21 protein-coding genes are annotated in these 23,246 nt (G+C 52.1%); 8 read left to right on the plus strand and 13 right to left on the minus strand.

The window, feature by feature from the left end; translation table 11 throughout:
* The 7 genes from ssuD to IQ268_RS14085 all read right to left on the minus strand — a co-directional run.
* Positions 1-885: alkanesulfonate monooxygenase (gene ssuD, locus IQ268_RS14055; RefSeq protein WP_193879866.1), on the minus strand; the 885-nt coding region annotated here is incomplete at its 3' end.
* A gap of 22 nt (positions 886-907) precedes the next feature.
* A complete protein-coding gene (locus IQ268_RS14060) occupies positions 908-1,990 on the minus strand; it encodes a sulfonate ABC transporter substrate-binding protein (RefSeq protein ID WP_193879868.1) in 1,083 nt (360 codons plus the stop codon).
* 94 nt (positions 1,991-2,084) lie between these two features.
* Positions 2,085-3,122: a sulfonate ABC transporter substrate-binding protein gene (locus tag IQ268_RS14065; RefSeq protein WP_339383303.1), complete on the minus strand. Its 1,038-nt coding sequence runs from the start codon at positions 3,120-3,122 to the stop codon at positions 2,085-2,087.
* 267 nt (positions 3,123-3,389) lie between these two features.
* Entirely contained in the window at positions 3,390-4,583 is a 1,194-nt protein-coding gene (locus IQ268_RS14070; protein ID WP_193879870.1) for a benzoate/H(+) symporter BenE family transporter, read from the minus strand.
* 74 nt (positions 4,584-4,657) lie between these two features.
* Positions 4,658-5,491, minus strand: coding sequence for an AraC family transcriptional regulator (locus tag IQ268_RS14075; RefSeq protein WP_193879872.1), 834 nt, complete (start codon positions 5,489-5,491; stop codon positions 4,658-4,660).
* A 71-nt stretch (positions 5,492-5,562) separates the two neighbouring features.
* Positions 5,563-6,621: an aromatic ring-hydroxylating dioxygenase subunit alpha gene (locus IQ268_RS14080; protein WP_193879874.1), complete on the minus strand. Its 1,059-nt coding sequence runs from the start codon at positions 6,619-6,621 to the stop codon at positions 5,563-5,565.
* 111 nt (positions 6,622-6,732) lie between these two features.
* Entirely contained in the window at positions 6,733-8,673 is a 1,941-nt protein-coding gene (locus IQ268_RS14085; protein ID WP_339383304.1) for an FAD-dependent oxidoreductase, read from the minus strand.
* A 21-nt stretch (positions 8,674-8,694) separates the two neighbouring features.
* Here IQ268_RS14085 and IQ268_RS14090 point away from each other — a divergent pair, with 21 nt between their 5' ends.
* From IQ268_RS14090 to IQ268_RS14100, 3 genes are all read left to right on the plus strand, one after another.
* The gene (locus tag IQ268_RS14090) at positions 8,695-9,468 is read left to right on the plus strand and encodes an ABC transporter permease (protein ID WP_193879875.1); all 774 of its coding nucleotides are present in this window, start codon (positions 8,695-8,697) and stop codon (positions 9,466-9,468) included.
* A gap of 50 nt (positions 9,469-9,518) precedes the next feature.
* Entirely contained in the window at positions 9,519-10,415 is an 897-nt protein-coding gene (locus IQ268_RS14095; RefSeq protein ID WP_193879877.1) for an ABC transporter ATP-binding protein, read from the plus strand.
* A gap of 236 nt (positions 10,416-10,651) precedes the next feature.
* Entirely contained in the window at positions 10,652-11,176 is a 525-nt protein-coding gene (locus IQ268_RS14100) for a DUF1822 family protein (protein WP_193879879.1), read from the plus strand.
* 234 nt (positions 11,177-11,410) lie between these two features.
* Here the strand turns inward: IQ268_RS14100 and IQ268_RS14105 are convergent, their stop codons facing one another.
* A complete protein-coding gene (locus IQ268_RS14105) occupies positions 11,411-11,566 on the minus strand; it encodes a hypothetical protein (RefSeq protein WP_193879881.1) in 156 nt (51 codons plus the stop codon).
* A 541-nt stretch (positions 11,567-12,107) separates the two neighbouring features.
* Between IQ268_RS14105 and IQ268_RS14110 the strand changes: the two genes are divergently transcribed.
* Positions 12,108-12,332, plus strand: coding sequence for a DUF2811 domain-containing protein (locus tag IQ268_RS14110; RefSeq protein WP_193879884.1), 225 nt, complete (start codon positions 12,108-12,110; stop codon positions 12,330-12,332).
* A gap of 181 nt (positions 12,333-12,513) precedes the next feature.
* Here the strand turns inward: IQ268_RS14110 and IQ268_RS14115 are convergent, their stop codons facing one another.
* On the minus strand, positions 12,514-13,119 hold the full coding sequence (locus IQ268_RS14115) for a J domain-containing protein (protein WP_193879886.1): 606 nt from the start codon (positions 13,117-13,119) through the stop codon (positions 12,514-12,516).
* 202 nt (positions 13,120-13,321) lie between these two features.
* Between IQ268_RS14115 and IQ268_RS14120 the strand changes: the two genes are divergently transcribed.
* Together IQ268_RS14120 and IQ268_RS14125 are read left to right on the plus strand one after the other, a co-directional pair.
* Entirely contained in the window at positions 13,322-13,510 is a 189-nt protein-coding gene (locus tag IQ268_RS14120) for a hypothetical protein (RefSeq protein WP_193879889.1), read from the plus strand.
* A 63-nt stretch (positions 13,511-13,573) separates the two neighbouring features.
* Positions 13,574-15,508, plus strand: a complete 1,935-nt coding sequence (locus tag IQ268_RS14125; protein ID WP_193879892.1) for a tetratricopeptide repeat protein — start codon at positions 13,574-13,576, stop codon at positions 15,506-15,508.
* Between the two features lie 59 nt (positions 15,509-15,567).
* Here the strand turns inward: IQ268_RS14125 and IQ268_RS14130 are convergent, their stop codons facing one another.
* The 4 genes from IQ268_RS14130 to IQ268_RS14145 form a co-directional block, all read right to left on the minus strand.
* Entirely contained in the window at positions 15,568-16,086 is a 519-nt protein-coding gene (locus IQ268_RS14130) for a DoxX family membrane protein (RefSeq protein WP_193879894.1), read from the minus strand.
* A 591-nt stretch (positions 16,087-16,677) separates the two neighbouring features.
* A complete protein-coding gene (gene thiO, locus IQ268_RS33405; protein ID WP_193879897.1) occupies positions 16,678-18,708 on the minus strand; it encodes a glycine oxidase ThiO in 2,031 nt (676 codons plus the stop codon).
* Between the two features lie 62 nt (positions 18,709-18,770).
* A complete protein-coding gene (locus IQ268_RS14140) occupies positions 18,771-19,166 on the minus strand; it encodes a hypothetical protein (RefSeq protein ID WP_193879899.1) in 396 nt (131 codons plus the stop codon).
* Positions 19,167-19,437: 271 nt separating this feature from the next.
* The gene (locus tag IQ268_RS14145) at positions 19,438-19,647 is read right to left on the minus strand and encodes a hypothetical protein (RefSeq protein ID WP_193879902.1); all 210 of its coding nucleotides are present in this window, start codon (positions 19,645-19,647) and stop codon (positions 19,438-19,440) included.
* A 165-nt stretch (positions 19,648-19,812) separates the two neighbouring features.
* Between IQ268_RS14145 and cimA the strand changes: the two genes are divergently transcribed.
* Together cimA and IQ268_RS14155 are read left to right on the plus strand one after the other, a co-directional pair.
* Positions 19,813-21,492 carry a citramalate synthase gene (cimA, locus tag IQ268_RS14150; protein WP_193879904.1) on the plus strand — a complete coding sequence of 560 codons (1,680 nt, stop codon included), beginning with the start codon at positions 19,813-19,815 and terminating at the stop codon, positions 21,490-21,492.
* Positions 21,493-21,612: 120 nt separating this feature from the next.
* The gene (locus tag IQ268_RS14155; RefSeq protein WP_193879907.1) at positions 21,613-23,241 is read left to right on the plus strand and encodes a hypothetical protein; all 1,629 of its coding nucleotides are present in this window, start codon (positions 21,613-21,615) and stop codon (positions 23,239-23,241) included.
* The last annotated feature ends 5 nt before the right edge of the window (positions 23,242-23,246 follow it).

Consider the following 23,246-nt stretch of genomic DNA (forward strand, 5'->3'; position numbering starts at 1 on the left):
CACTAGCCCCACCCCTGCCCACAAATTGGGACTAATTTCTAGTGAGTTGCGGCTGCCATTATGAAGCTGTACCATGCGTCGCTGGCCTTCAGAATCGGCGCGAGACAGTGCAGCCTGAGCAGCGGCGATCGTTTCATCATCCAGATACTTGATTAAATCATTGGCCGCATCCCACGCCTGGGAGGTAGTTTCGCGCACAATGACATGAAGGCGAATGCCAAATCTGACCGTTCTGCCGTTCTCTGCCGCGAGTTGTCTCACCTCAGCGATCTTTTCGGCTACCTGCGGCGGCGGTTCTCCCCAGGTTAAATACACATCCACATGTTTGGCCGCAACTCGCTTGGCAGGTGCCGATGAACCACCGAAATAAAGCGGCGGATAGGGAGACTGCACGGGTGGAAACAGCAATTTGCCCCCTTTGATCGTGAGATGTTTTCCTTCAAAATCAACGACATCTCCTTGAATGATGCTGCGCCAGACCGCGAGAAATTCATCCGTCATTTCGTAGCGCTCGCCGTGGCTTAAGTGCAGCCCGTCTCCCGCCAACTCAACCGGATCGCCACCCGTGACAATGTTAATGAGCAGCCGCCCGTTGGAAATGCGATCGAACGTTGCCGCCATCCGAGCCGCCATTCCAGGAGACGAGATACCCGGACGAATCGCCACCAAAAACTTCATGCGTTTTGTGACCGCAATTAAGGAAGCCGCCGTGATCCAGGCATCTTCACACGATCGCCCCGTGGGTAGCAATGCTCCGGCAAAGCCTAAGTGATCGATCGCCCCTGCCAGTTGGCGCATGTAATCTGCCGTTACAGCACGTCCACCAACTGAGGTGCCTAAATAACGACCATCACCGTGAGTTGGGATAAACCAAAGTAAGTCCATAAGTCCTCATGCTCGTCAACGTCTACGTCGGTTGCCAAATGGCATCAGCAATTTTGATCTCGTTGGGAATTAGTCCCAGTTTCAAGAACGTATCCGCAATTTCTTGCTGTTGAGCGACAACCTGCTCTGTTAATGGCTCGACCCCGTAACCGCGTCGCTTTTCTGCTAAATCGAGTGCGGCTTTATCAATTCCGAGTTCTGCCGACAAAAACTGTGCAACATCATCCGGGTGCGTCTTTGCCCAATCGCTGACAGTACGCAACTCCTCTAACAGTTTCTCTAACAGGTCGGCATGTTGTTGGCTAAAGGACTGAGTCGATAGGAAAAACCCACGATTGGCTACCAAATCGGTGCCATCTGCCAACACTCGCGCCGCAATGGATGTTTCTGCGGCGGCCTGAAACGGGTCCCAAATCACCCAGGCATCGACGCTACCCTGCTCAAACGCAGGTCGAGCATCACCGGGAGGCAGAAACACGGTTTGGATATCGCTGTACTGTAAGCCAGCATCTTCTAAGGCTCGTACCAGCAAGTAGTGAACGTTCGAACCTTTGTTCAATGCCACCGATTTACCTTTGAGGTCAGCGACCTGCTGCACTGGAGAATCTTGCTGTACCAGGATGGCTTCTGCTCGAGAACCCAACGGTTCATAGGCAACATAAACCATGGGTGCGCCTGCGGCCTGGGCAAAGACGGGTGGCGTTTCTCCGGTGTACGCAAAATCAATGCTGCCTACATTCAGCGCTTCTAACATTTGTGGGCCAGCGACAAATTCGTTCCACTCAACCGAAACGCCTTCTTCACCCAACCGCTTTTCCAATGTGCCTTGATTTTTGAGTAAATTCAGCGCTGTTGACGACTTTTGATAACCAATGCGAATGGTTTGACTGGCCGTTGCGCTAGGGGTGGAATTGGCTGAATTGCTGGATGGAGGTGTGGGGCTACAGGCCGCAACAGACAGGCTCAACCCCAGACCAATCGCAAACCAGAGTAATAGTGACTGAAGCGATTGCCCTCGATGCAGCCCCTGCCATTGAAACCGCCGTTGAAATAGATGCGAGAGTTGCCCAATGAAGGATTGCAGCGATCGCACTTGACTGTTCATTCTTCTAAGTTCCCCCGTTTCAAATCACTCTGCTCAATTCGTTTCAACCGCTGGACTTTTGCCGGGTGCAATTGGCTCATATGTACATCAATGATTAAGGATTCAACACAATGTCTGATACCTGAACCGGTTTTGGAATCAGCTTCAACTCAAAGAAGGTGTCTGCAATTTGCTGTTGCTCTGCGATCATTTCGTCGTTCATTGGCTCAAAGCCATAATTCCGCCGTCGCGTCACCACATCCAGCACAGCTTCATCAATTCCCAACAAGGGAGAGAGGATTTTTGTTACCTCTTGAGGATGGTCATCAGCCCATGCCGCAACCGCTTGCGTCTCTGCCGCTAGAGCCTGAATCACGTTTGAATTCTGTTCGGCAAACGAACGGGAGGCAAGGTAAAAGTCACGGTTTGCCACCAGACCCTCACTATCACGAACCACCCGTGCACCTTGCTGCTCAGCCGCTGCATAGAAGGGGTCCCAAACCGCCCAGGCATCAATACTGCCCTGTTCAAAGGCAGACCGGGCATCCCCAGGCGATAAATACACGGGTTCAATGTCATCAATGCTTAACCCAGCGCTCTCTAACACCTGCACAATGAAGTAGTTAGAACTTGATCCTTTGGCAAAGGCAATTTTCTTGCCCCGCAGGTCAGCCACCGTTTGAATCGGTGATTCTGGTCTCACCAGCACCGCAGAACTTTTGTCCTTAGGAGCGCTGCCGCCGATGTAAACCAATGGTGCATCTGCGGCTTGGGCAAAGACCGGAGGCGCATCTCCGGTTCGCCCGATGTCAATGCTGCCCACGTTCAGCGCTTCCAGCAGCGGCGGCCCCGCTTGAAATTCTGTCCATTCCACGGCAATTCCAAGGGGTTGCAGCCGCTTTTCCAAACCGTTGCGGGCTTTAACCAGGGTCAACGGATCAAACTTCTGATGACCAATGCGAACAACCGTGGTAGCTGGTGCAGAGGCTGGACTGGCAGACCCGGTGGCATCAGGAGTAGGGCTACAGGCGGCGATCGCCAAACTGACACCCACCCCAACAGCAAACAGCAGGGCAAACGATCGGACAGAACGATGCTGCCACCCTTTGAGCCATTGACGAATGCTTCTAAAAACCGCAAATTGTCTTGCCACGCTCACTTACAACCTCCGCACCTGTTGCTTTGTGTGTTCTGTCTGACTAACTCATATTACGGTAACTCGATCAAGTTACCGTACTTTACTATTACAGGAATATGACACACCACGCCAGAGAAATCAACCCTCATAGCTGATACAACCAAACAGCCTGGGAGCGCCAACATGATGGGACTTCCAGGCCGTTTTAGTGCTAGAGTTTCCAGGTTTGAAGATTCGAGGATGCTACAACATACGTCTCCAGGCAGAGATACGTAACAGGCTCTAAGGGCGTTTGAATGGCAACAGCATCTGACGGTAACTGGCCTGCAACACCACGATCGCCATTGCCCCTGCAACCAGTCCCCAAAAGGCCGAACCAATGCCAAATAAGGTCACACCCGATGCCGTTACCAGAAAGGTGATGAGGGCGGGTTCTCTGCCATTTTCCTGCGACAATGCGGTGATCAGGCTGTTGCCGATAGTGCCTAATAGCGCCAGTCCGGCGATCGCCAGCACTAACTCCTGAGGAAAGGCAGCAAACACGGCTGCAACCGTTGCACCAAACACACCAATCACGATGTAGAAGACACCTGCGGCGATCGCTGCAACATATCGTTTGGCCGGATCGTCGTGGGCTTCTCGTCCCATGCAAATGGCAGCAGTGATAGCAGCAAGATTCAGGGCAAAGGCACCGAAGGGCGCTAATACAACGGTTGTGGCTCCTGTCCATCCAATTAATGGAGAGATCGGCACCGAGTAACCAGAGGCGCGAATTACAGCAACTCCAGGCACGTTTTGCGAAGCCATCGTCACTGCGAATAAAGGCAGAGCCACACCAATCAGGGCACCCAGTGAGAACTGCGGCAGGGTCAACACAGGCTGCGCCAGTTCCAGGCGAATGGACTCAATCTGAAGCAGTCCCTGCGCTCCTGCAATCAAAATTCCCAGCACCAAGGCCAACATCACCGCATAGCGCGGCAAGAGACGACGGGCAATCAAGTACATGCCAAACATGGCGAACGTCATTACAAACTGCGTTTGCATGGCAACAAATACATCCAGCCCAAACCGCAACAAAACGCCAGCCAACATCCCCGAAGCGATCGAAATGGGAATGCGGTTTATCATGCGCTCGAACCAGCCCGTGAAGCCGCAAAGCGTGATCAACACCGCTGAGATCAGAAATGCGCCGATCGCTTCTTCCATGCTCACCCCAGCCGCTGTTGTAATCAGCATTGCTGCCCCTGGCGTAGACCAGGCTGTGACCACCGGAACCCGATACCGTAACGACAGGACAATGCACGTTAGCCCCATGCCAATGCCAAGGGCGCACATCCATGAGCCAATTTGAGTTGGAGAAGCACCAAGGGCTTGGGCGGCCTGGAAAACAATAACGGCTGAGCTGGTAAACCCAACTAATACAGTGACGAAACCTGCAATGATTGCAGAGGCAGAGATGTCCTTGAGTAAAGCCATGATTGGGCTAAAGAGCGAAAGTGCCAGAACTCAGATTAAAGGCGCTCAGGCTGCACTGTATTGGATCAAATTGCTCATCGGCTCAAATAGCTCTTTTGATATTGGCCTGGGGCAATTCCAAACGTTCGCTTAAAATAGCGATTCAAGTGGCTCTGGTCATAGAATCCATGTTCGATCGCAATTTCAGCGAGGGATGTTGGGGTTTGTAGCGATCGCTTAGCTTGAAGGAGTTGCCAATGCCGTTGATAGCCATGCGGCGGCAGACCCACCTGTTGATGAAAACTGCGAATCAAGTAATAGGGGCTTAGCCCCGCCAGGTGCGATAGGGTATCAATGGAGATTGGTTCAGTATAGTGGGCTTCCAGGTAAGCCCGAATCAGGGAAATGGCTTTTGTTTCTGGTTTGGGCGATCGCAACGGCTGATGCGGTTCGGTATGCCTCAAAAACAACCGTGAGAGAAACTCAATCATACGAGTCTCTTGCTCTAGCTGAGTTGTGGGTTCATTGAGTGCCTTAAACAGGTAGCCAAAGGAAGATTGTAGTGGCCTATCCCAAACAACAGGTTCAACAAAAGAGGGGAGTCCGTGACTGCGCCATTCCAGTTGAGCCAAAACATGTTGAGTCTGTGGAACGCTAATGTAAATGTTGCGAAACTTCCAGCCAGACGTGCGCTCAGCCTGCCCCGTATGCACTTCCCCCGGATTAATCAGATTGAAACTTCCGGGGTAGGCAAACCGGGCTTCCCCACGATACGTGTAGCACCCCCGCCCGCCGTCATTCATACCAATCGTGTATTCCTCATGCATATGCTTGGCAAAGGAATGACGAAACAATTGAGCGCTAAACAGCTCAACACCGGAGATGCCAGCAGGTTTCCATAAGCGAGCAAATTCTAGACGGGTATCCATGACAAGACGGTGAGCGATGGCGACATGCAGCCCATTCTAGAGGGGATCAGTACGATTCCCTGTCTACTTTCTCAGGAATGGGCTTGAGTTCGCATCAACCGCTGCACGCTGACCAACGCTCGATTCAGTTCATGATTTTTGCGTTCGGGATGTGCCAAGTAGGACTGCTGTTCTTCTTCAATCATCAGCACATCCTGACGTACCAATCCATCCAGCAGCTTTTGGGCAGAACCAAACAGGCTGTCTTTGACGAAGCGACGAAACGCTACAGGCAGTTTGTGCAGTCGCCAAAACGCATTCAATGAAGTGAAGTGAATCAGGTAAGCACGGGTTGCCGTTTGGCTAATAGGACACACTAAACAGTAAATCTTGAAATCACTGCCCAATGTAGAAGTCCAATGAGGATACACATAACTGACATCTAATGGCTCTGGATGCAGTCGCCGCAGTGCCGGGAAGAATAGCTGTGAAATAGACCAAATTTTGTCGATTTTGTAATAGCTTTGGGCTTGATAATGGGCATCAACGCGATCGCCATCTTCCTGTAAGTCTTGCAGCACCGGATCAGCCCACGCCTGATAGTCTTGATGGAGATGACCATGATACATATCCATCAAGTTTTCTATTAAATAGGAATAGTGAGCCTCACAATCAATGACAGAAACCGTAGCAATGTAATTGAGATGATCCCATTCGGGCAGGCTCAATGGAGCCGTTGAATTAACCTGCTCGACCGCACCCGGAAACAGCCAAATGAAGCCGTCTTGCTCACGGATAGGATAAGTGCGGATTTTACAATTTGGCAGTTTTTGATTGTCGGCAAGATAGGGAACAACAGCGCATTCCCCTTTGGCGTTCAATTGCCAGCCGTGATAAGCGCATTCCAGATGATTGCCAATCACATGACCGTGGCTCAACTTCACCTGCCGATGGGGGCAACGGTCTTCTAAAGCGTGAACCGCTCCCTTCCCATCCCGATACAGTACGATCGCCTGTTGCCAGAGCGTTCTGCTGATGGGCTGCGTGGTTACTTCAGTGCTGCGAGCGATCGCATACCAATGATTGAAATTGATGGCGAGCTGCCGCACATCCTGCTGTTGTGTTGATGGTGATGATATTGTTTCTGGCATTAGCAAACCTCCCAAATATCCAACGGCTGTAGACTCCCCTAACGTCCTGTTCTGTTGCGCTGTTTTACGAGTCGAAACCCTGGAACGGTATCGTAGGGGAGAGCGATAAAGTTAGATTTGAAGCACCCCCTCTGGACTGACCGAGAAGATCGATCGCCGCTGTAATCCTTCGCGCCGCAAGATTTCATTGGATGCCAGCAAGCCGCTGCTCACGGCTCGTTCCATCAAGCCACAGGGGAACGGCATCTTCACCCAATCTCCGGCAAACAAGAGATTAGGAATGTTGGTCAGGGTTTCTGGACGTTCCGCATAACTGTTGGGCGGATAGCCAGAGAAGTTCTTTTGATTGACCAACTCTCGATGCAACAGAGTGGCCTCTTGGAGAGAGGGCACAATTTCAAACAATTCCTGTTCAAAGGTGGCTAACAGCGTTTGCTGATCGGGAAACTCTTTTTCTTTGTAGCAGTAAGCATGAAGTTCCACGACGCTGCCGCCTGTCTTTTCCGCCCAGGCAATGTATTCATCCTGAATGCGATGATAGAGCGTAATGCTGTCGGTGAGTTTATAGCCCGACAGTGAGGCAAAATCACTGTGCTGCCAGTCAAAATCGCGATCGAACCAAAAGCGGCAAACCGCAAACGGATCGGCAGTACACAGCTTGTCTACCTGCGACTGTACTGAGGGATCAACATCATTGGTGATGAGCGTGAAGAGTTGCTTGACTCCCGGCACATCCGTTGCAAAGACATAGTAATCGGCTTCCAGCGTTTCCTGCGCCAGGGTTTCGTGTGCGGCACTCACAAGCTGCACCTGATCCGCTTGCCGCTGGGTAATTTGGTAACGAGGCAGATCGGCTTTGGCCGGCCCTTTAACCACTCGCCCCTGACGATCGAACACCGCTCCATGACAGGGACAATGAAACTCACCGTTTTCCTGGGGCTGCACCGTACAGCCTTGATGCGTACAGGTGAGTGAAACGGCTTCGGTTGCGCCCGGTGCCGCTGCATAAACGCGATCGCCTGCGCCAAAATAGTCCAGGCGATCGCCTTCTAAATACGGATTTAGCTGCACCCAAAAGGGTACAGTTTGTTCCGTTCCGGTTTGATAACCGAGGGACTTAATCTGCCCCTGTTTCGCTGAGATATGGCTCACGGTTGCACCCGTGACCACCTTGCCTCCTTTGCGTTCGATCGCATCTGCAATCGGCTGCACCAGGCTAGTGCCCATATCTTGCCGGGTACCATTGAAGGCCAGCCCTTCCGGATTGCCAAAGAAATAGAAGTGGAAAAATTGCATTAACTCGCCCACACTCATAACATCGGGCGCATTCAGACTCGATTTGGCAAAGGGCAGAAAGTACAAATCATACAATCCCCTGGGAAAATCGCCCTCCACCCATTCCGCCACAGACAGGTGATCGAGCCGCTTGAAACTCTTTTGGGGTTGAAATCCGGTAATGGCTCGAAAAACTTGCCAGTGTCCCGGTTTGGTCAGGTCAATTCCCCAGCGCAGGCGATTGGGAGACGAAATCGCTAAATCAACAATATTCCACGGAAAAGCAGAATGGCTGGGGCGAAACACTTCTGGTGCATATTCATTGTTGCGGAATACCACTGAATAGGACTTTAAATCCAGGAAGTTGCCAACAATGCCCAACTCAGTGACCAGGCTCTTGAGGTTATAGTACTGAGGAAAAAAGCCATGAAAGCCATGCTCCATCATGAAGGTTTTACCCGCCGCCTGGACTGACCAACTGGCAATCTTGCCGCCGAGCTGAGGCGATCGCTCCAGTAGGGTTACAGCAAACCCACGCTGGCTCAGTTCATAGGCACAGGCCAGCCCTGCCAAGCCCGCTCCCACCACCACTACCCGCTTTGAACCGTTTTCCAAAAACCGGGGCAAATCGAGAGAGTCTTTTTGGAACACAGTGGGCTGCGGCTTAGAGAAGCGAGAATAGCTAACCGCTCCAGCCACAGTACTAACACCAAACATTTTCAGCAATGAACGTCGAGAGACATTCTGCAACGGTGTTGAATTAGATAATTGACTCACTTAACCGAACCACTCCTCGAAATGAAATACTGGCGTGAAACGTTCGCGGTTGCCCAACGAATCTTAATTGAGTTGCTTCGACGACGGCGAAGCCTGGTCTTCTGGAGTATCTTTCCGATTTCTGTCCTCCTGCTCAACGGCTACATTTTGGCGGAACGGGCAAACCTAACGATGGCGCAAGCCTTTGAGAGTGCTGCCCCGTCCACGCTGGTCGGCGCGGCGCTGTTCTTTAGCTGTTTGGGTGGCAGTGTTGCCACCGTAGTAGCCGAACGGGAACAGCAAACCCTCAAACGTTTATTTATCTCACCCATTAGCGGTACGTCCTACTTCTTAGGGATCTTTCTAGCCCATAGTTTTATTGGCATTGGTCAAACTCTGTTAGTGTATGCTACCGCAGCTTTTTGGGGCGCTCAATTCAATGGGTCTGTGCTGTTGGGGGGATGTATTATCGTGCTGAGCATCATTTCCTATGTTGGGGTTGGTTTTGTGTTGGGCACCCAGTTGGCTCGTCGTACCGAGGATGTTAATGCGCTGGTGGCTGCATTTGGAGTGCCGTTGTTGATTTTGGGAGGGGCATTTTTGCCAACGTCTCTTTTCCCAGAAACGCTGCTGAATGTGGCTGAGTTTAACCCGATTTACCACATGAATGAGGCTTTGTTAGGCGTTTCTGCCGGAGGAGATGAGATAACAGAGATTGAACCACACTTTTTGTTTTTGTGTGCATTTGCGATCGCCATGGTCATAGCCGGATGGTTGTCCTATCGGCGGATGCTCAGCGTTGAGCGCAGGTTATAGTGTCTGCTGCGTTCGCCCCACCCTCATGACCTATTATCAAACTTAAACTTGTGCTGAGAATTGAAACATTAAATAAGTCCTACGGCGATCGCGCAGTGCTACAGGATTTGACGCTCCACATCCCACCGGGCGAGGTGTATGGGCTGCTAGGCTCCAATGGTGCGGGCAAAACCACCACCATCAACATCATCTGCAATTTGCTGAAGGCCGATCGCGGCACAATTCTAATTGACAATCAGCCCGTTTCAAATGCAACCCAACCGTTGATTGGCATTGCCCCACAGGAAAACCTGCTGTATAAAACGCTGACCTGTGAAGAAAATCTGCAATTCTTTGGCCGCATTTATGGATTGCGGGGGCGATCGTTGCACCAACAGGTAGAGAAATGTTTAGACGCGGTTCATTTAGCCAGTCGAGCCAGAAGCCCGGTGGAGACGTTAAGCGGCGGTATGCAGCGGCGGATGAACATTGCTGTGGCGCTGGTGCATCAACCCAAACTGGTGATTTTAGACGAACCAACAACCGGATTAGATATTGAAGCCCGATACGAGATCTGGGAACTGATTCGCACCTTGCAGCAACAGGGCATCACGGTGCTGTTGACCACGCACCTGCTCGACGAAGCAGAACGCCTTTCCTCTCGCATTGGTATCCTCAAAGGCGGGCGAATTGTGGCGGAGGGCAGCATGGAGCAGTTGCGGCAGCGGATTCCAGCACAGGAGATTGTGATCGTAGAAACAGCCGACGAACAGCAGGCGATCGCCCGTGCCCAGGCGCATGGCTTTACCGAGCGACGCTATGGCAATGACCTCGCCTTCTGGTTACCAGAACCATTGGAGTTGCAAGAGATAATTGCCCGATTTGACGGAATTACCTTAAAGTCGATCGCCCGACAGCCCGTGCGGTTAGAACACATTTATATTGAAGTGACGCAGGCCGAACCCTGAGGTTTGCATGGTACCCTGTTGCCAACTTTAAGTTAGGCTCGCCAGGACGCGATACATTAAACGCGATAGGTCGAAACAGTACGCCGTCAATGGTGGCCTATCTGGATTGGTGCCCGGAAATACCGAATCGAGTAGACAGGTTGCACAATACTGCTGCTATTTAGTTGATATGTGGACAGACAACCCACCCTTTCCAAATCAAACGTTAATGCCGTTTAGGAGCAAGGCTTGAGTCCATGTTGAATGCTCCCGGTGATGACCCTGGTCAAAACGGCAGTTTAACAGACCGCCAGAAAGCACAGGCTGAGGTTTTAAATTCAACTCCCACGGTTCATTTAAGCCAGTGGTTTCAAGGTGAGTTTGAAGCAGGCTGGCAAGCAGTGGACGAATTGCTCAGCCCGATGGCGGGTTTAGGGCTTACACAGACAGAGTCTGTGTCTATTCAGCGAGCAACCCCAATCTGGCTAGATCTCCAATCGGCTCGGCAAGCCGACGGCATTTTGGTAGTTACCCTGAGCCAGGGAAGCGATCGCCAGATTGCAATTCAGCTTCAGGTTCATGCCATTGACGACACAACCCCATTGGTCGAACAGTTGACCCTCACGGTCATTGATGAAGCGGGAGCCACTTTTTTGGAGACAGCAGCGGCAGCAGGCGATCGCCTGCTGCAAACGCCCCGGTTTCAGGGTCGCCCCGGCGAACGCTTTCGCGGGTTAGTGGCATTAGACCAGGACAGCGTGGCGCTCGACTTTGTGATTTGACTCAATCCCTGCCTCTCTCATAAAACCAGCTCGCATGAATGCGGCACTCCCAGAAACCAGGTGTGCCACTTTTCCACAGCCTTTATGAGAAAAATAGTTCTTCCGGTAGAAATGAATTGATATTGAAAACTCTGATAGGACGCATGGAGTTTTCTACATTAATCTGAACAAAATAAATTCTTAAGAAACAGCGGAGCTAGGTTAAGGCTCGATCTAAAAAGTTTTCCTGTTTTTTCAGATCTTGTTGCCCAAATCACGGTAATTTACAGAGTAGTTCATGCGATCGCCCTTGATCCCCAGCGTTTCAGCCCTTAATCTTCCCATCTTCTCATTTTTTGCAATTCTTATCTTTTGATCGGTTTTTCCCCATTCATTCCACAGAGTTTCCACAGGGCAAGCAAGGTTTTTCCACAACCCAACCGAAGTTTTCCACAGGGAACAACGCAATAATCACGGCTTGCTGAGTTCTTGGGGATTATTACAGTCGGACGCGATTTTACTCATAAAAGCGGTTTTCCATGAAGTAATGTAACAACAATAAGAGCAAAAGCCGCATTCTTTCGTTAGTTTGTTTTTGTCTCGCATTGCTTCTCAATATTCGGCAACGTTGACAACACCACCCCCCCCTGACGCAAAATGATTCGACTACCAACAAAAGCGTACTGACTTGCCGCCTGCCTGGGGACACCATCAGACACCTGTGGAAAACCTGAGGTTTCAGCACCAGTCAGCTAGCGCTCGTTTTGGCTGCGACAATACGGAACTTTAAGCTATGAACTTTAGGATTAGACATTGATGATTTCAGCGTTCAGTAGAGCGGTTGAGACATCTTGCTAGCCAACGTCGCAGCTTTTCAGTCTCCAGATTCAGTTGTTGCTGTGGTAGCTCCCCCAGAGTTCTCTTTTATCCACACGCTATATCGAGGTTTCCAATGAACGCAACGATCAGCATTCTGGTAGAAGTTCCAGAAGACCTGCACGAATCTCTCGCCAGCTTCTTAGAAGCTCGTCCTGATTGGGATCAAGACCGGGTATTCTCAGCGGCTCTGTCGTTGTTTTTGCTCCAGCACAGCAACAGCAACACCCCCGATCGGTCTTTGAACTATCGGCGGGCTGCGCGGGTTTATCTTGATACGCTGTTCAAAAATGCTGTGTAACGGGTCACTCGTAGAATGGCAGTAAAGGCTAAATGCGATCGGAAAAAGACCGCTAGAGCCGTTGATTGGTTAGAAAAAGTTAGCGGTATTCGTTTTAACCCTCCAACGTTCAACCGTTCTAACCGTCGCGCTGTTTGCCGCTTGAACCCAGTTATTGTTAGGCATTGCTCCTCCATGCCCGTTATTCAGTTTTTGCAACTTTGGCCTCTGAATATGCTCGGTTCAACTCTGCCATCGCTTCATGACTGCCGCCTTGATCAGGATGATAATCTCGGGACAAGCTTCTGTAGGCTGCTTCAATCACGGTTAACGGTGCATCTGGAGATACATACAGGACGCGCCACCACGGTAAGCTACGCGCCGCACCCGGTTTAGGAATAAAGGCTTTCTTTGCCCGATAGCCCACAAATTCCTTTTCCAGGGTAGTGCAGCGACGTTGGCGGATTGAGCGCTTTTGGGCAATGGCTAGCCCGATGTCTCGCATGTTGCCCGTGACCGTATCCCACACACTACAGGTGAACGCATACTCAACGCCCTTTAGCTTGAACGATATCGCAGCGCTAGGGTCGATCGGTTGTTTGTAGTCTTCGGGATAGCCAATGAAACCATTCAACGGCTGCACATCGCACGAAATAACGATATCAGTAGCCTGAAGCAGGGTCAGTTCATAAATTAAATCATCAGCTGCGCGAGCCAGCGAAACTTGAGTTTTCGTTGGCTCGCTTTTCGTCGTCCGCAGCGCACCAGGGGGCAGGATGTGAGGGTACTGAAGTTTGACGGCACTCATAAGAACGGTTCTGTGATGAAGCTAATACGGTTAACAGGGACAGGAGCAAGGGGCACTAACAAACCATCAGGAACAGATCAGGGGATGAAAATTGCATAGATGTCCGGAATGGAACCAGAGAATTGGTTTTAGAGAAAGTAGAGGAACGGATCTGTCTGGGGGGTGAACTGATCGCGACCAGGGCAGACTTGAATTGAGAGGGGTGCTTCAACTGAACGAACGCATTGAAACGAATGCGGTTCAGGCAGACTTTGAGATATACGCTAAACCCCAGAAGACAGGCTATCCAGCGATTATTGTCCATCCAAGAATTGTCTATCCAATAATTGTCTATCGCTGTTTGACGATGAACAACCAGATTGGCGCGAACGACTGGCACATCCTCTACTGAATTCATCCGCCGCCTTAGAAAGAATAGTGAGGCGAATAGCAACTGCTCTGAAGTGGGCAAAGCATGGGACTGAACCTCTTTCGATTCCGAAAATCAACAAACTCTGACCAACCGCTGGCAAGGCGCTATCAAGTTGTCAGCCAGCTTGGTTCCGGTGGATTTAGTCAAACCTTTCTGGCTGAAGATTTGCACCTTCCTGGTCACCCCCGCTGTGTGGTTAAGCAGTTGAAGCCACAGGTGCGTGACCCCAGCGGCCTGCAAACCGCTCGACGCTTGTTTGATACTGAAGCGCAGGTGCTGTACCAACTGGGGACACACCAGCAAATTCCGCGTCTGTTAGCTCACTTTGAAGATAATCAAGAGTTTTATCTGGTTCAAGAACTGATTGATGGCAATCCGCTGACCCAGGAACTGGCAGCAGGGCAAAGGTGGCCAGAGCAAGCCGTAGTAACGATGCTGCTCGATTTGCTTCAGGTGCTGGTTTTTGTCCATGCCCAAAACGTGATTCACCGCGACATCAAACCTTCTAACCTGATTCGTCGTCATCAAGACAATCGCATCGTTTTAATTGATTTTGGGGCAGTGAAGCAGGTTAGCACCCAGATTATTAACCCTAATTCCAACCCGACTCAAACGATCGCCATTGGCACCCAGGGCTACATGCCCAACGAGCAGCTCTGTGGCAATCCTCGGTTTAGCAGCGATATTTATGCCGTGGGAATGCTGGGAATTCAGGCATTGATCGGCATTCACCCCAAGCATTTGAGCATCGATCCCGATACCTATGAGGTGAACTGGCGCGATCGCCTTCCAACCCGAGCAGATGGCACACCGCTGGTGAATGCTGAACTGGCCGCCATTTTAGATCGAATGGTGTTCTACGATTTTCGCGATCGCTATGCCACTGCCGCAGAGGCGATCGAAGCATTGCGAACTGTGGCGATCGCACCCATCCACTTAGAGGTCACTGAACCCTATCTGCCGTCGCCAACCCTACCACTGGCCGCTGGAGTTCCCCCGGATGACGAGTCCGAGTGGACTGAACACGCAGCCGATGCCTCCAGTGAACCATCTGAGGCAACGGCACCGCCCCCAGCAGCGGGTTCATCCTTTCAGGCCGCGTTTAACTCCAGCAGCCCAACCCAGGCTCTTACCGCTTCTAATCGCCTCAACTCGTCGCAGCAGACCAGTGCGTCTGCTCGACCCACTCCATCAACCATTCAAACCCACTCCAACCCATCACCTTTCCTGACCTGGCAACTGGGATTAATTCCACTCGGACTGGGTGCAGCTATAGTAGCGGCTGCCGCCACTGGCCTGATTGCGATTCCGGGGTTCGCACCTCAGTCCAATTCCCGCCCCGACCCTGCGGAAACATCGAGTGAGGAATCGCCCCGAAACGATGCCGTCTCCCAAACGCCCGATCCCCAGGCTCAGCTAGCCGCAGTGTTAAACCAGGCCAACCGTCTGCGAACGGGAGAACGCTACAACGAATCACTGCAACTGTACGACCAGGCGATCGCACTGGATGCCACTAATGTAGAAGCCTTGTGGGGACGCTGCTATAACCTGAACCGCTTACAGCGAGTAGAGGAGGCGATCGCCTCGTGCGATGCGGCCTTGCAGATTGAGCCAAATAACCCACAAGCGTTGTGGAGCAAGGGCTATGCCCTGGATCAGCAGCAAAACCATCAAGGCGCATTGCAGTTATATGATCAGGCGATCGCCCAACAACCAGATTTTGCAGAAGCGTGGAGCAACAAAGGAACGGCCTTGCTGCTGTTGGGGCGTGCGCCTGAATCCATCACCGCTTTTGACCGAGCCATTCAGTTGGACTCAACCCTGGCGGAAGCCTGGAACAATCGCGGAGCAGCGCTATGGAGCGCTGGACGGCAGAGCGAAGCGATCGCCTCTATCGATAAAGCGATTGAGCTGAAACCAGATTATGCAGACGCGCTGAGTTTACGGCAACAGATGCGGGACGCGATCGGGCGTTAACCCTGAAGGATGGAGGGTTTGGAACGAATTTGCCCCGCAACCCGGCACCGCTAATTCGCCTAGCTGTCTTCTTTGGCGATCGCCGACTCGGACTGTTTCATCCACGCTTCAGATCCCGGTTCATGAGGAAACAGCTTGGCCAACCAGGAATAGGGCACGATCGACGCTTGAGGGTAATCTGTGGTGAGTTTGGTATACCAGTAGGCCCAGGCAATTAACACACCCTGCAATGGTAGCCGAATCGCCTGCACCCAGGGAGACGTATCGGGAACCCCATCAATGATGTGAATACGGTTCACGGCCATGTTGATGTTGGCTGGAAATACCGCAATGTAAAGCAGGATCAATCCCCATGCCGCCGCCTGACTGGTTGGCGGAATCATCAACCCAATGCCGCCCAAAATTTCAAAAAAGCCGCTGAGATACACCAAAAACTCCGGCGCAGGCAACGCAGACGGCACGATTTTGGTGTAGGGTTCCGGGACAACGAAATGAGTAATACCGACCACAATGATTGCGATCGCCAGGACAACCCTGAGACGTTCCTTATTTTGCTTACTGGTAAACTTTTGCAGCATGGCAGTTGTGAGCTTATGGAGAAGCGATCGCTCCTCCCCCAAGGTAGGCCAGTAACCGCAATTGAACTAGCCTCTTTCGATAGAACCCTATCTTTCAAGCGAGTGATCCTGCTTTTCCCAAATTCTTGCAAAACAGAACGCCCCAAGAGGTTGGTTCATAAAGTAGCAAATGAGCTGTGTTGACCCCTTACAGCAGTTCCCAATCGAGTCAGCGACAGTCTCGCCAAGATGAATGTGGAGTGTAGGGTTTAAGGCGTGGTGAATGCAAATGATAAATGGCTGTAAATTCCCTATTCTGGGGAATTGAAACAGCATCAGCTCAGAGGTTCTCCAAGTTTGGGGTTGTAGCACCTGCGGCAAGCCAGAAAAGGGAACGGTTCGAGCGACCATCAGTCCTTTTTAAACAGCCTCTAACGACTCAAGCAATGCAACGCGACGGATACCACCAACCCGCAACACCTTACGGAGGGGGGCTGGGGGACGCGCTTCGTCCCTCAGTGGGGATTTGGGGGCTAGCCCCCAAATCTTAAACCAGGTCAGCAACCTGCACGGCTCTCTAACCCCAAACCGAAACAGCCCCCTTCTATACCCCTAACTGTTAATCGTCCCCGTCAACGGCGAACTCGCACTGGCATAGGTTTTCACCGGAATTCGACCCGCCAAATACGCTAACCGTCCCGCTTCTGCTGCCATTCCCATCGCCCGTCCCATTAACACCGGGTTTTTAGCTTGGGCGATCGCTGTATTAATCAACAGCGCATCTGCCCCCATCTCCATCGCCTCCGATGCCTCACTCGGAGTACCAATTCCAGCATCCACCACCACCGGAATCCCAGCATTTTCAATGATAATTTCAATATTCGCTGCATTGCGAATTCCCTGCCCCGACCCAATAGGCGAACCCAACGGCATCACCGTCACACAGCCTACCTCCTCCAGCCGTTTCGCCAACAGCGGATCGGCATTAATGTAGGGCAACACCGCAAAGCCTTCTTTCACCAACTGTTCTGCTGCCTCTAACGTCCCAATTGGATCAGGCAACAGATACTTAGCATCAGGAATGACCTCAAGCTTGACAAAATTATTGTCTTCCTGACCCAACAGTTTCGCCATTTCTCGTCCCAACCGAGCCACCCGCACCGCTTCCTCCGCCGTTTGGCACCCAGCCGTATTCGGCAACATCCAGATTTGACTCCAATCGAGCGCCTCCGCCAACCCCTCATGCCCCGGCGCATTAGTCTGCACCCGACGCACCGCCACCGTCACAATCTGGCTACCGCTAGCCGCAATACTCTGACGCATTAGATCAAAATTGCGATACTTTCCCGTCCCGGTCATCAACCGCGATCGAAACTGCCGTCCGGCAATCACCAAAGGCTGATCGGCTGTAGCTGATGTCGCAGAGGTTAACGGTTGTACCTTGATATCTGAACGAGACTCTGACTGATATTGCACCATTTGAACAGACGTTTGATGAGTTTGAGTTGAATGAGTTTGAGTTAAATGATTAGAAGTCGAACTGGAATGGGTTGGCGTGCCAAAGAAACGGTTCCACGAGAACGACTCCAGCAACGGATCGGTTTGCCGATTGTAGATGCGATCGCCTAACAGCTTTGCCGTAATAGGAGCCAGTAAGATACCGTTGCGATAGTGTCCAACCGCCAACGTTAAATTGTCACACAGGCTGGAGCCTAAAATAGGCAACTCATCGGGTGTTGCCGGACGAAACCCCCACCAGCATTCGTCGATCGGCCACTCCTGCAAACAGGGATAAAGGCGCAATGCCCGATTGAGCAACGATTGGATTCCACCTGGCGTGTTGTAAGGCGTAAACCCAACCGACTCGCTGGTTGCCCCAATCACAATTCGCCCGTCTCGACGCGGCACAATGTAGATCTCTTCCCCAAACAAAATCCGCTGTAGCGGCAACTCTGCCGCCAAACCGTGAGGCACCCTGACCGAAAGCATTTGCCCTTTGCGCGGCTGCACCGGCACCGGCAGCAACGCCTGCGACCATGCCCCCGTGGCTAACACATAATGGTCGGCTTGCCAGTCCCCGGTTGCCGTTCTAACGCTGCGAACCTGCCCCCCTTGCTGCTGAAACGACTCGACCGCCACCCCTTCTTCGATCGCCACACCCAGGGTTTGAGCCGCTACCCGCAGCACATTGGCCAGGGCACGGTTGTCCACCTGCCCGTCTTCTGGAAACCACCAGCCACCCATCACTTCGGCACTCAAACCAGGTTGAGCCAGATGAATCGCCTCACGCTCCAACCATCGCGCCGCAGGGTTGGCGGTAGCCAGCGACGAGGGTTCTGGCAACTGATAAACCGGGGCAAAAATGCCGCATCCCCAATAGTGTGCCAGCAAGCCGCTGGTATCTTCCAGCTTGCGAATCCACTCTGGATACAGCGTTTGGCTCCGAAGGCAAAGGTCTTGCAACGGAGCAGAAGCGATCGCCTCTGCCTGGGGAGCCAGCATCCCGGCAGCAGCATGGGTCGCCGCCTGCTGAAAATCACGGCTGAGCAAAGTGACACTTGCCCCGCGCAGCCGCAACTCAACAGCGATCGCCATGCCAACAATGCCACCGCCAACAATTAAAACGTCAGATGTCGTACTCATAAAATCTTAAAATCAACAGGGGCGGCACACTACCATTGTCACCAGACATTAATCACCGGGACTTACCAAAACGCTCCAACCGCAGGAACAGAATCAGTTTGACCCGTTCCAGAGCCATTTCCAGAGCCATTGGAAGGTGGCGGAATGCGGCCTGGTTGAGATTGTCCTGGAGCTGGAGTCGCTGTTGGCGAGGTCGTTCCCGATCGGCCAAACGGTTGCACAACGCGATCGCTATTTTGAGCGCTATTGCTGTTTGTGGTTCCAGGCCCATAGCCTTGTTGAATGGCAGCATTGGGATTAATGAAGTCTGCAATTCCAGTTCGCAACCGGGGCAGCATCGTAAGCGCCAGGATAGCAATCAACCCGAACCCAATAAGCCGAACGACTCCCTTTGCCAGAACCGAAACAATAAAAATAATGATCGTCAGAATCAGGACAACTAGAACTGATTCAGGCACTCTTCCGCCTCCCTCACGCTACTAATTTCATCATCTCTCAAGCGTTATGTTCTCAACCAATCAATTTTGGCTTGGCAAAACGCTGTTGTTAGTCTAAACGACTCACCCCGCAAAGGTGCCTGACAAAGGGCTGAGTTCAGCATCGGTCGTTATTTAAATGGGTCAATGGGGAGCAGCCCCTACCTCAAAACCGATAAAACTTAATGACTCGAAATGACTCGAAATGCCCCGGTAAATAACTCGGAATGGCTCGGACGTTGCTAGCCGCGAGTTAGTCGTGCCAGCCACCGCTCCTGCACGCCAAGATAGGAGGAAGCGACACCGGGTGCGATCGCACCCATTGGGTTCTCCAAATCTGCTTCAGCACAGGGCAGGTGCCACAGGCAACCAGCACAACAGCGTATCTGCCCAGCTCGATCGTCGTAACGCTTGCCCCCGATTCGCACTCTACCGTTTTTTCCCAAGCTGTTACGTTAAACATGGTACGTTCTCCGCTTCAAGCTGTGGGAATTCTGAAGGTGTTTACGTTCTAAATCTAGTTTAAATTTTGATCTCACTTCTGCGCCATAGCAGTAGGATGAGCGCAATCTCGTTACTCTGTGATCTGGCCTCCATTTGACTTGTATTCCTTTAACACTCCAACCTCATGATCCCAGCGACTACCCCTGCGAACCACATCTGGATTTATGACACAACCTTAAGAGACGGTGCCCAAATGGAAGGGTTATCTCTTTCCATTGACGACAAACTACGCATTGCGCGTCAGCTCGATCGGCTTGGCATTCCGTTCATTGAGGGAGGATGGCCGGGTGCCAATCCTAAGGATGTTCAGTTTTTTTGGCGGCTTCAGGAAGAACCGCTCACCCAGGCGGAAGTCGTTGCCTTTTGTGCCACTCGTCGCCCCGGCAGAACGGCGGCAGACGATCCAATGCTGCAACCCATTCTGGCTGCCGGAACGCGCTGGGTAACGACATTTGGCAAATCGTGGGATTTGCATGTGGTGGAAGGGCTAAAAACAAGCCTGGACGAAAACCTGTCGATGATTCAAGACACGATCGAATTCTTTCGGCAGCACAATCGGCGCGTGATCTACGATGCCGAGCATTGGTTTGATGGATATAAGCAAAATCCAGACTATGCACTCAAAACGCTGGAAGCCGCGATCGCAGGTGGGGCAGAGTGGCTGGTGCTATGCGACACCAACGGCGGCACATTACCCCACGAAGTAACGGCGATCGTTCAACAGGTAGTAGAGGCGATCGGTCTAAAGCAGCCAACCAACCAGGGAGAAGGCGATCGTCTGGCGGTGCCACAGCTAGGCATTCACACCCACAACGATGCCGGAACCGCCGTTGCTAACGCGCTCACCGCCGTGGTCGAAGGGGCACGGATGGTACAGGGCACGATTAACGGCTACGGCGAACGCTGCGGCAACGCCAACCTCTGTAGCCTGATCCCCAATCTGCAACTTAAATTAGGCTACAACTGCGTCCGTGCCGATCAACTGGCGCAGTTAACCGACTCTAGCCGCCTCATTAGCGAAGTCGTGAACCTGGCACCAGACGATCACGCTCCTTTTGTCGGTCAATCGGCCTTTGCCCATAAGGGCGGCATTCACGTTAGCGCGGTTGAGCGCAACCCCCTCACCTACGAACACCTTCAACCAGAGCTAGTTGGCAATCGTCGTCGCATCGTCATCTCCGAGCAGGCCGGGTTAAGCAACGTTCTGGCGAAAGCTCGGAGCTTTGGCATCAATTTAGATAAGCAAGACCCCAGTTCGCGTCAAATTTTGCAGCGGCTAAAAACTCTGGAAAATCAGGGCTATCAGTTTGAAGCGGCTGAAGCCAGTTTTGAGCTGCTGATGCGTGAGGCGCTGGGGCAGCGCCAATCTTTCTTTGAAGTCAAAGGCTTTCAGGTGCATTGCGACATGGCGACGCAAACGGAGATGTGGGAAAGCCATTCGCTCGCAACGATTAAGGTTGCAGTGGAAGGGCAAGACGTGCTGGAAGCGGCAGAGGGAAATGGCCCCGTTTCGGCGTTAGATGCGGCTCTCCGCAAAGCTTTAATGAACTTCTATCCCGTCATCGCCACCTTCCAGTTGAGTGATTACAAAGTTCGAATTTTAGATGGAACCGCCGGAGCCGCCGCCAAAACACGGGTTCTGGTGGAATCCAGTAATGGGCATCAGCGCTGGACAACCGTTGGCGTGTCTGAAAACATTATCGAAGCCTCCTACCAGGCGTTAGTAGAAGGTCTGGAATATGGATTAATGCTGCAAAACCAGGCTAAAACAGCGCTGACCTCTTCTCACGTGGCACAGGATTGAAGCCTGACTCAGTTTGTATCCTGGCGTAGAGACGTTGGTGCAAAACGTCTCTACAATACGGATGGTTTTCATCAGTGAAACCACAACGGCAGTTTAGTGTTAGCTGCTGTATCAGCTAAAATGCGCCCCAAATCTCTGAAGGCTAGCATCACACTTAAAGCGGAACAGGTGGAAGAGGCCGTTGTTGAACTGGCCAATCGCTATCTGCGTGCGACCAAAACTGGATGCAGAGTGATCCGTCAGCCGACTGCGTTTAACCTGGCTGAGCTATGCGAGCCTTTAGTAGAGGGATGGCGCAACGGCAAAGTTGCCTACACCAAAGGAGAAATCACGCTAGTCTTTAGCACGGGCGAACTTACCCCCGACGCAGACTTAATCGTTTATGCCTCAGGAACAGGAGAACGGTTTCTCTATTCCAAGCCGCAGACCTCGATCCCTGACCTGCCCTCCAGCGAACGGCCTGATCTGCCTGACTCACCTGAACTTGAGGTCGTACCGGATATCGAGCCAGATTTAGAACAGCCTGTAGAGTCAGAGCTAGATGTAACGCCAGATTTAGAACAGCCTGTAGCGCCAGAGCCGTCAACCGCACCTGATTTGGCGCACTCGTTACTTACCATTGCCGAAACGCTGGCACAGCTTGTAGCCAAACAAAACTCTCTAGACACGCTGCTAAACCAGGTGCTAACGCAAATGGCAACCGTGGAACGCAAGCTCAACGTTCAGGCGGCTGAGTTTGAAACCGCTGTTCGACAACGCATTGAACGGCAGGCCACCGAATTTACCCACCAGATGCAAACGGCGTTAAAAACCCAGCAGACTAACTTCACCGAGCAAATTCAAGTGGTGTTAGAAGCACAAACCGCTACCTTCGCCCAACTGCTCGCGAAACAAATTAGCGCCACGGCTCTGCAATTTAGCGATCGCCTCGACACAATTACCACCCAACTGCAAGACATCACCACACGCCTGGACGACCTGGACGTAATAGACGAGGCAGAAGACACATCAGCAGAAACAATTCCCATTCCCCAAACCGAAGCCGAATGGCTAACCCGCTTCCGGGATGCCTGGGGCAGCGTCGGAGATTATGAGGAGTTTTTGTTTAACGATCGAATTGCCCATGCCGAGACTCCGCTGTTTTTTACGCCGGATTGGGTCGCGCTTTGCGAATTTGCCTGGGTTCGCAAACTGTCCCCGGTGCTGGCCTTGCTCTATGACTTGATTCACACCGACGATGGGATTGGATATGCCGGTGCCGATATTTTGCAGCAGTTTGGGTTGCACCTTGATCCGCAGACGGGCGATCGCTACTATATCTACCAGCGCAGCGGCTTCACCGCCTATGAGGCACTCTGGCAAACAGCCAACGACCCGCAGCATTCCTGGCTACCTGAACTAGAGCGGCTGTACGCTACGCAACCCAGCCGCCGCAACGAGATTTTTCAGCTCTTTGGTTGGGAACAAGAGGCGATCGACTCCCTGGAGAGCGTAGTAGAGCGAGCCTACCGGGAACGTGACACGGTGCGTAACCCGCAGCAAGAGCGGCAGGAAAAAGCGCTGAGAGATTATTTGATTTTGCTCAACCTTAGCCCATTGACCCCAATCACGCTAGAGTCAATTAAGCGAGCCTATAAGCAGGCAATGAAAGCCGCCCATCCCGATACGGGAGGCAGCAAAGAGCAGGCTCAAAAAGTGAACGAGGCATATCGAGCGGTGCTGGACTATTACTTTCCGCCAACCACTTAATTTGG

Origin of the sequence: Oculatella sp. LEGE 06141 (genome assembly GCF_015207605.1) — a bacterium.
Lineage (GTDB): Bacteria > Cyanobacteriota > Cyanobacteriia > Elainellales > Elainellaceae > Oculatella.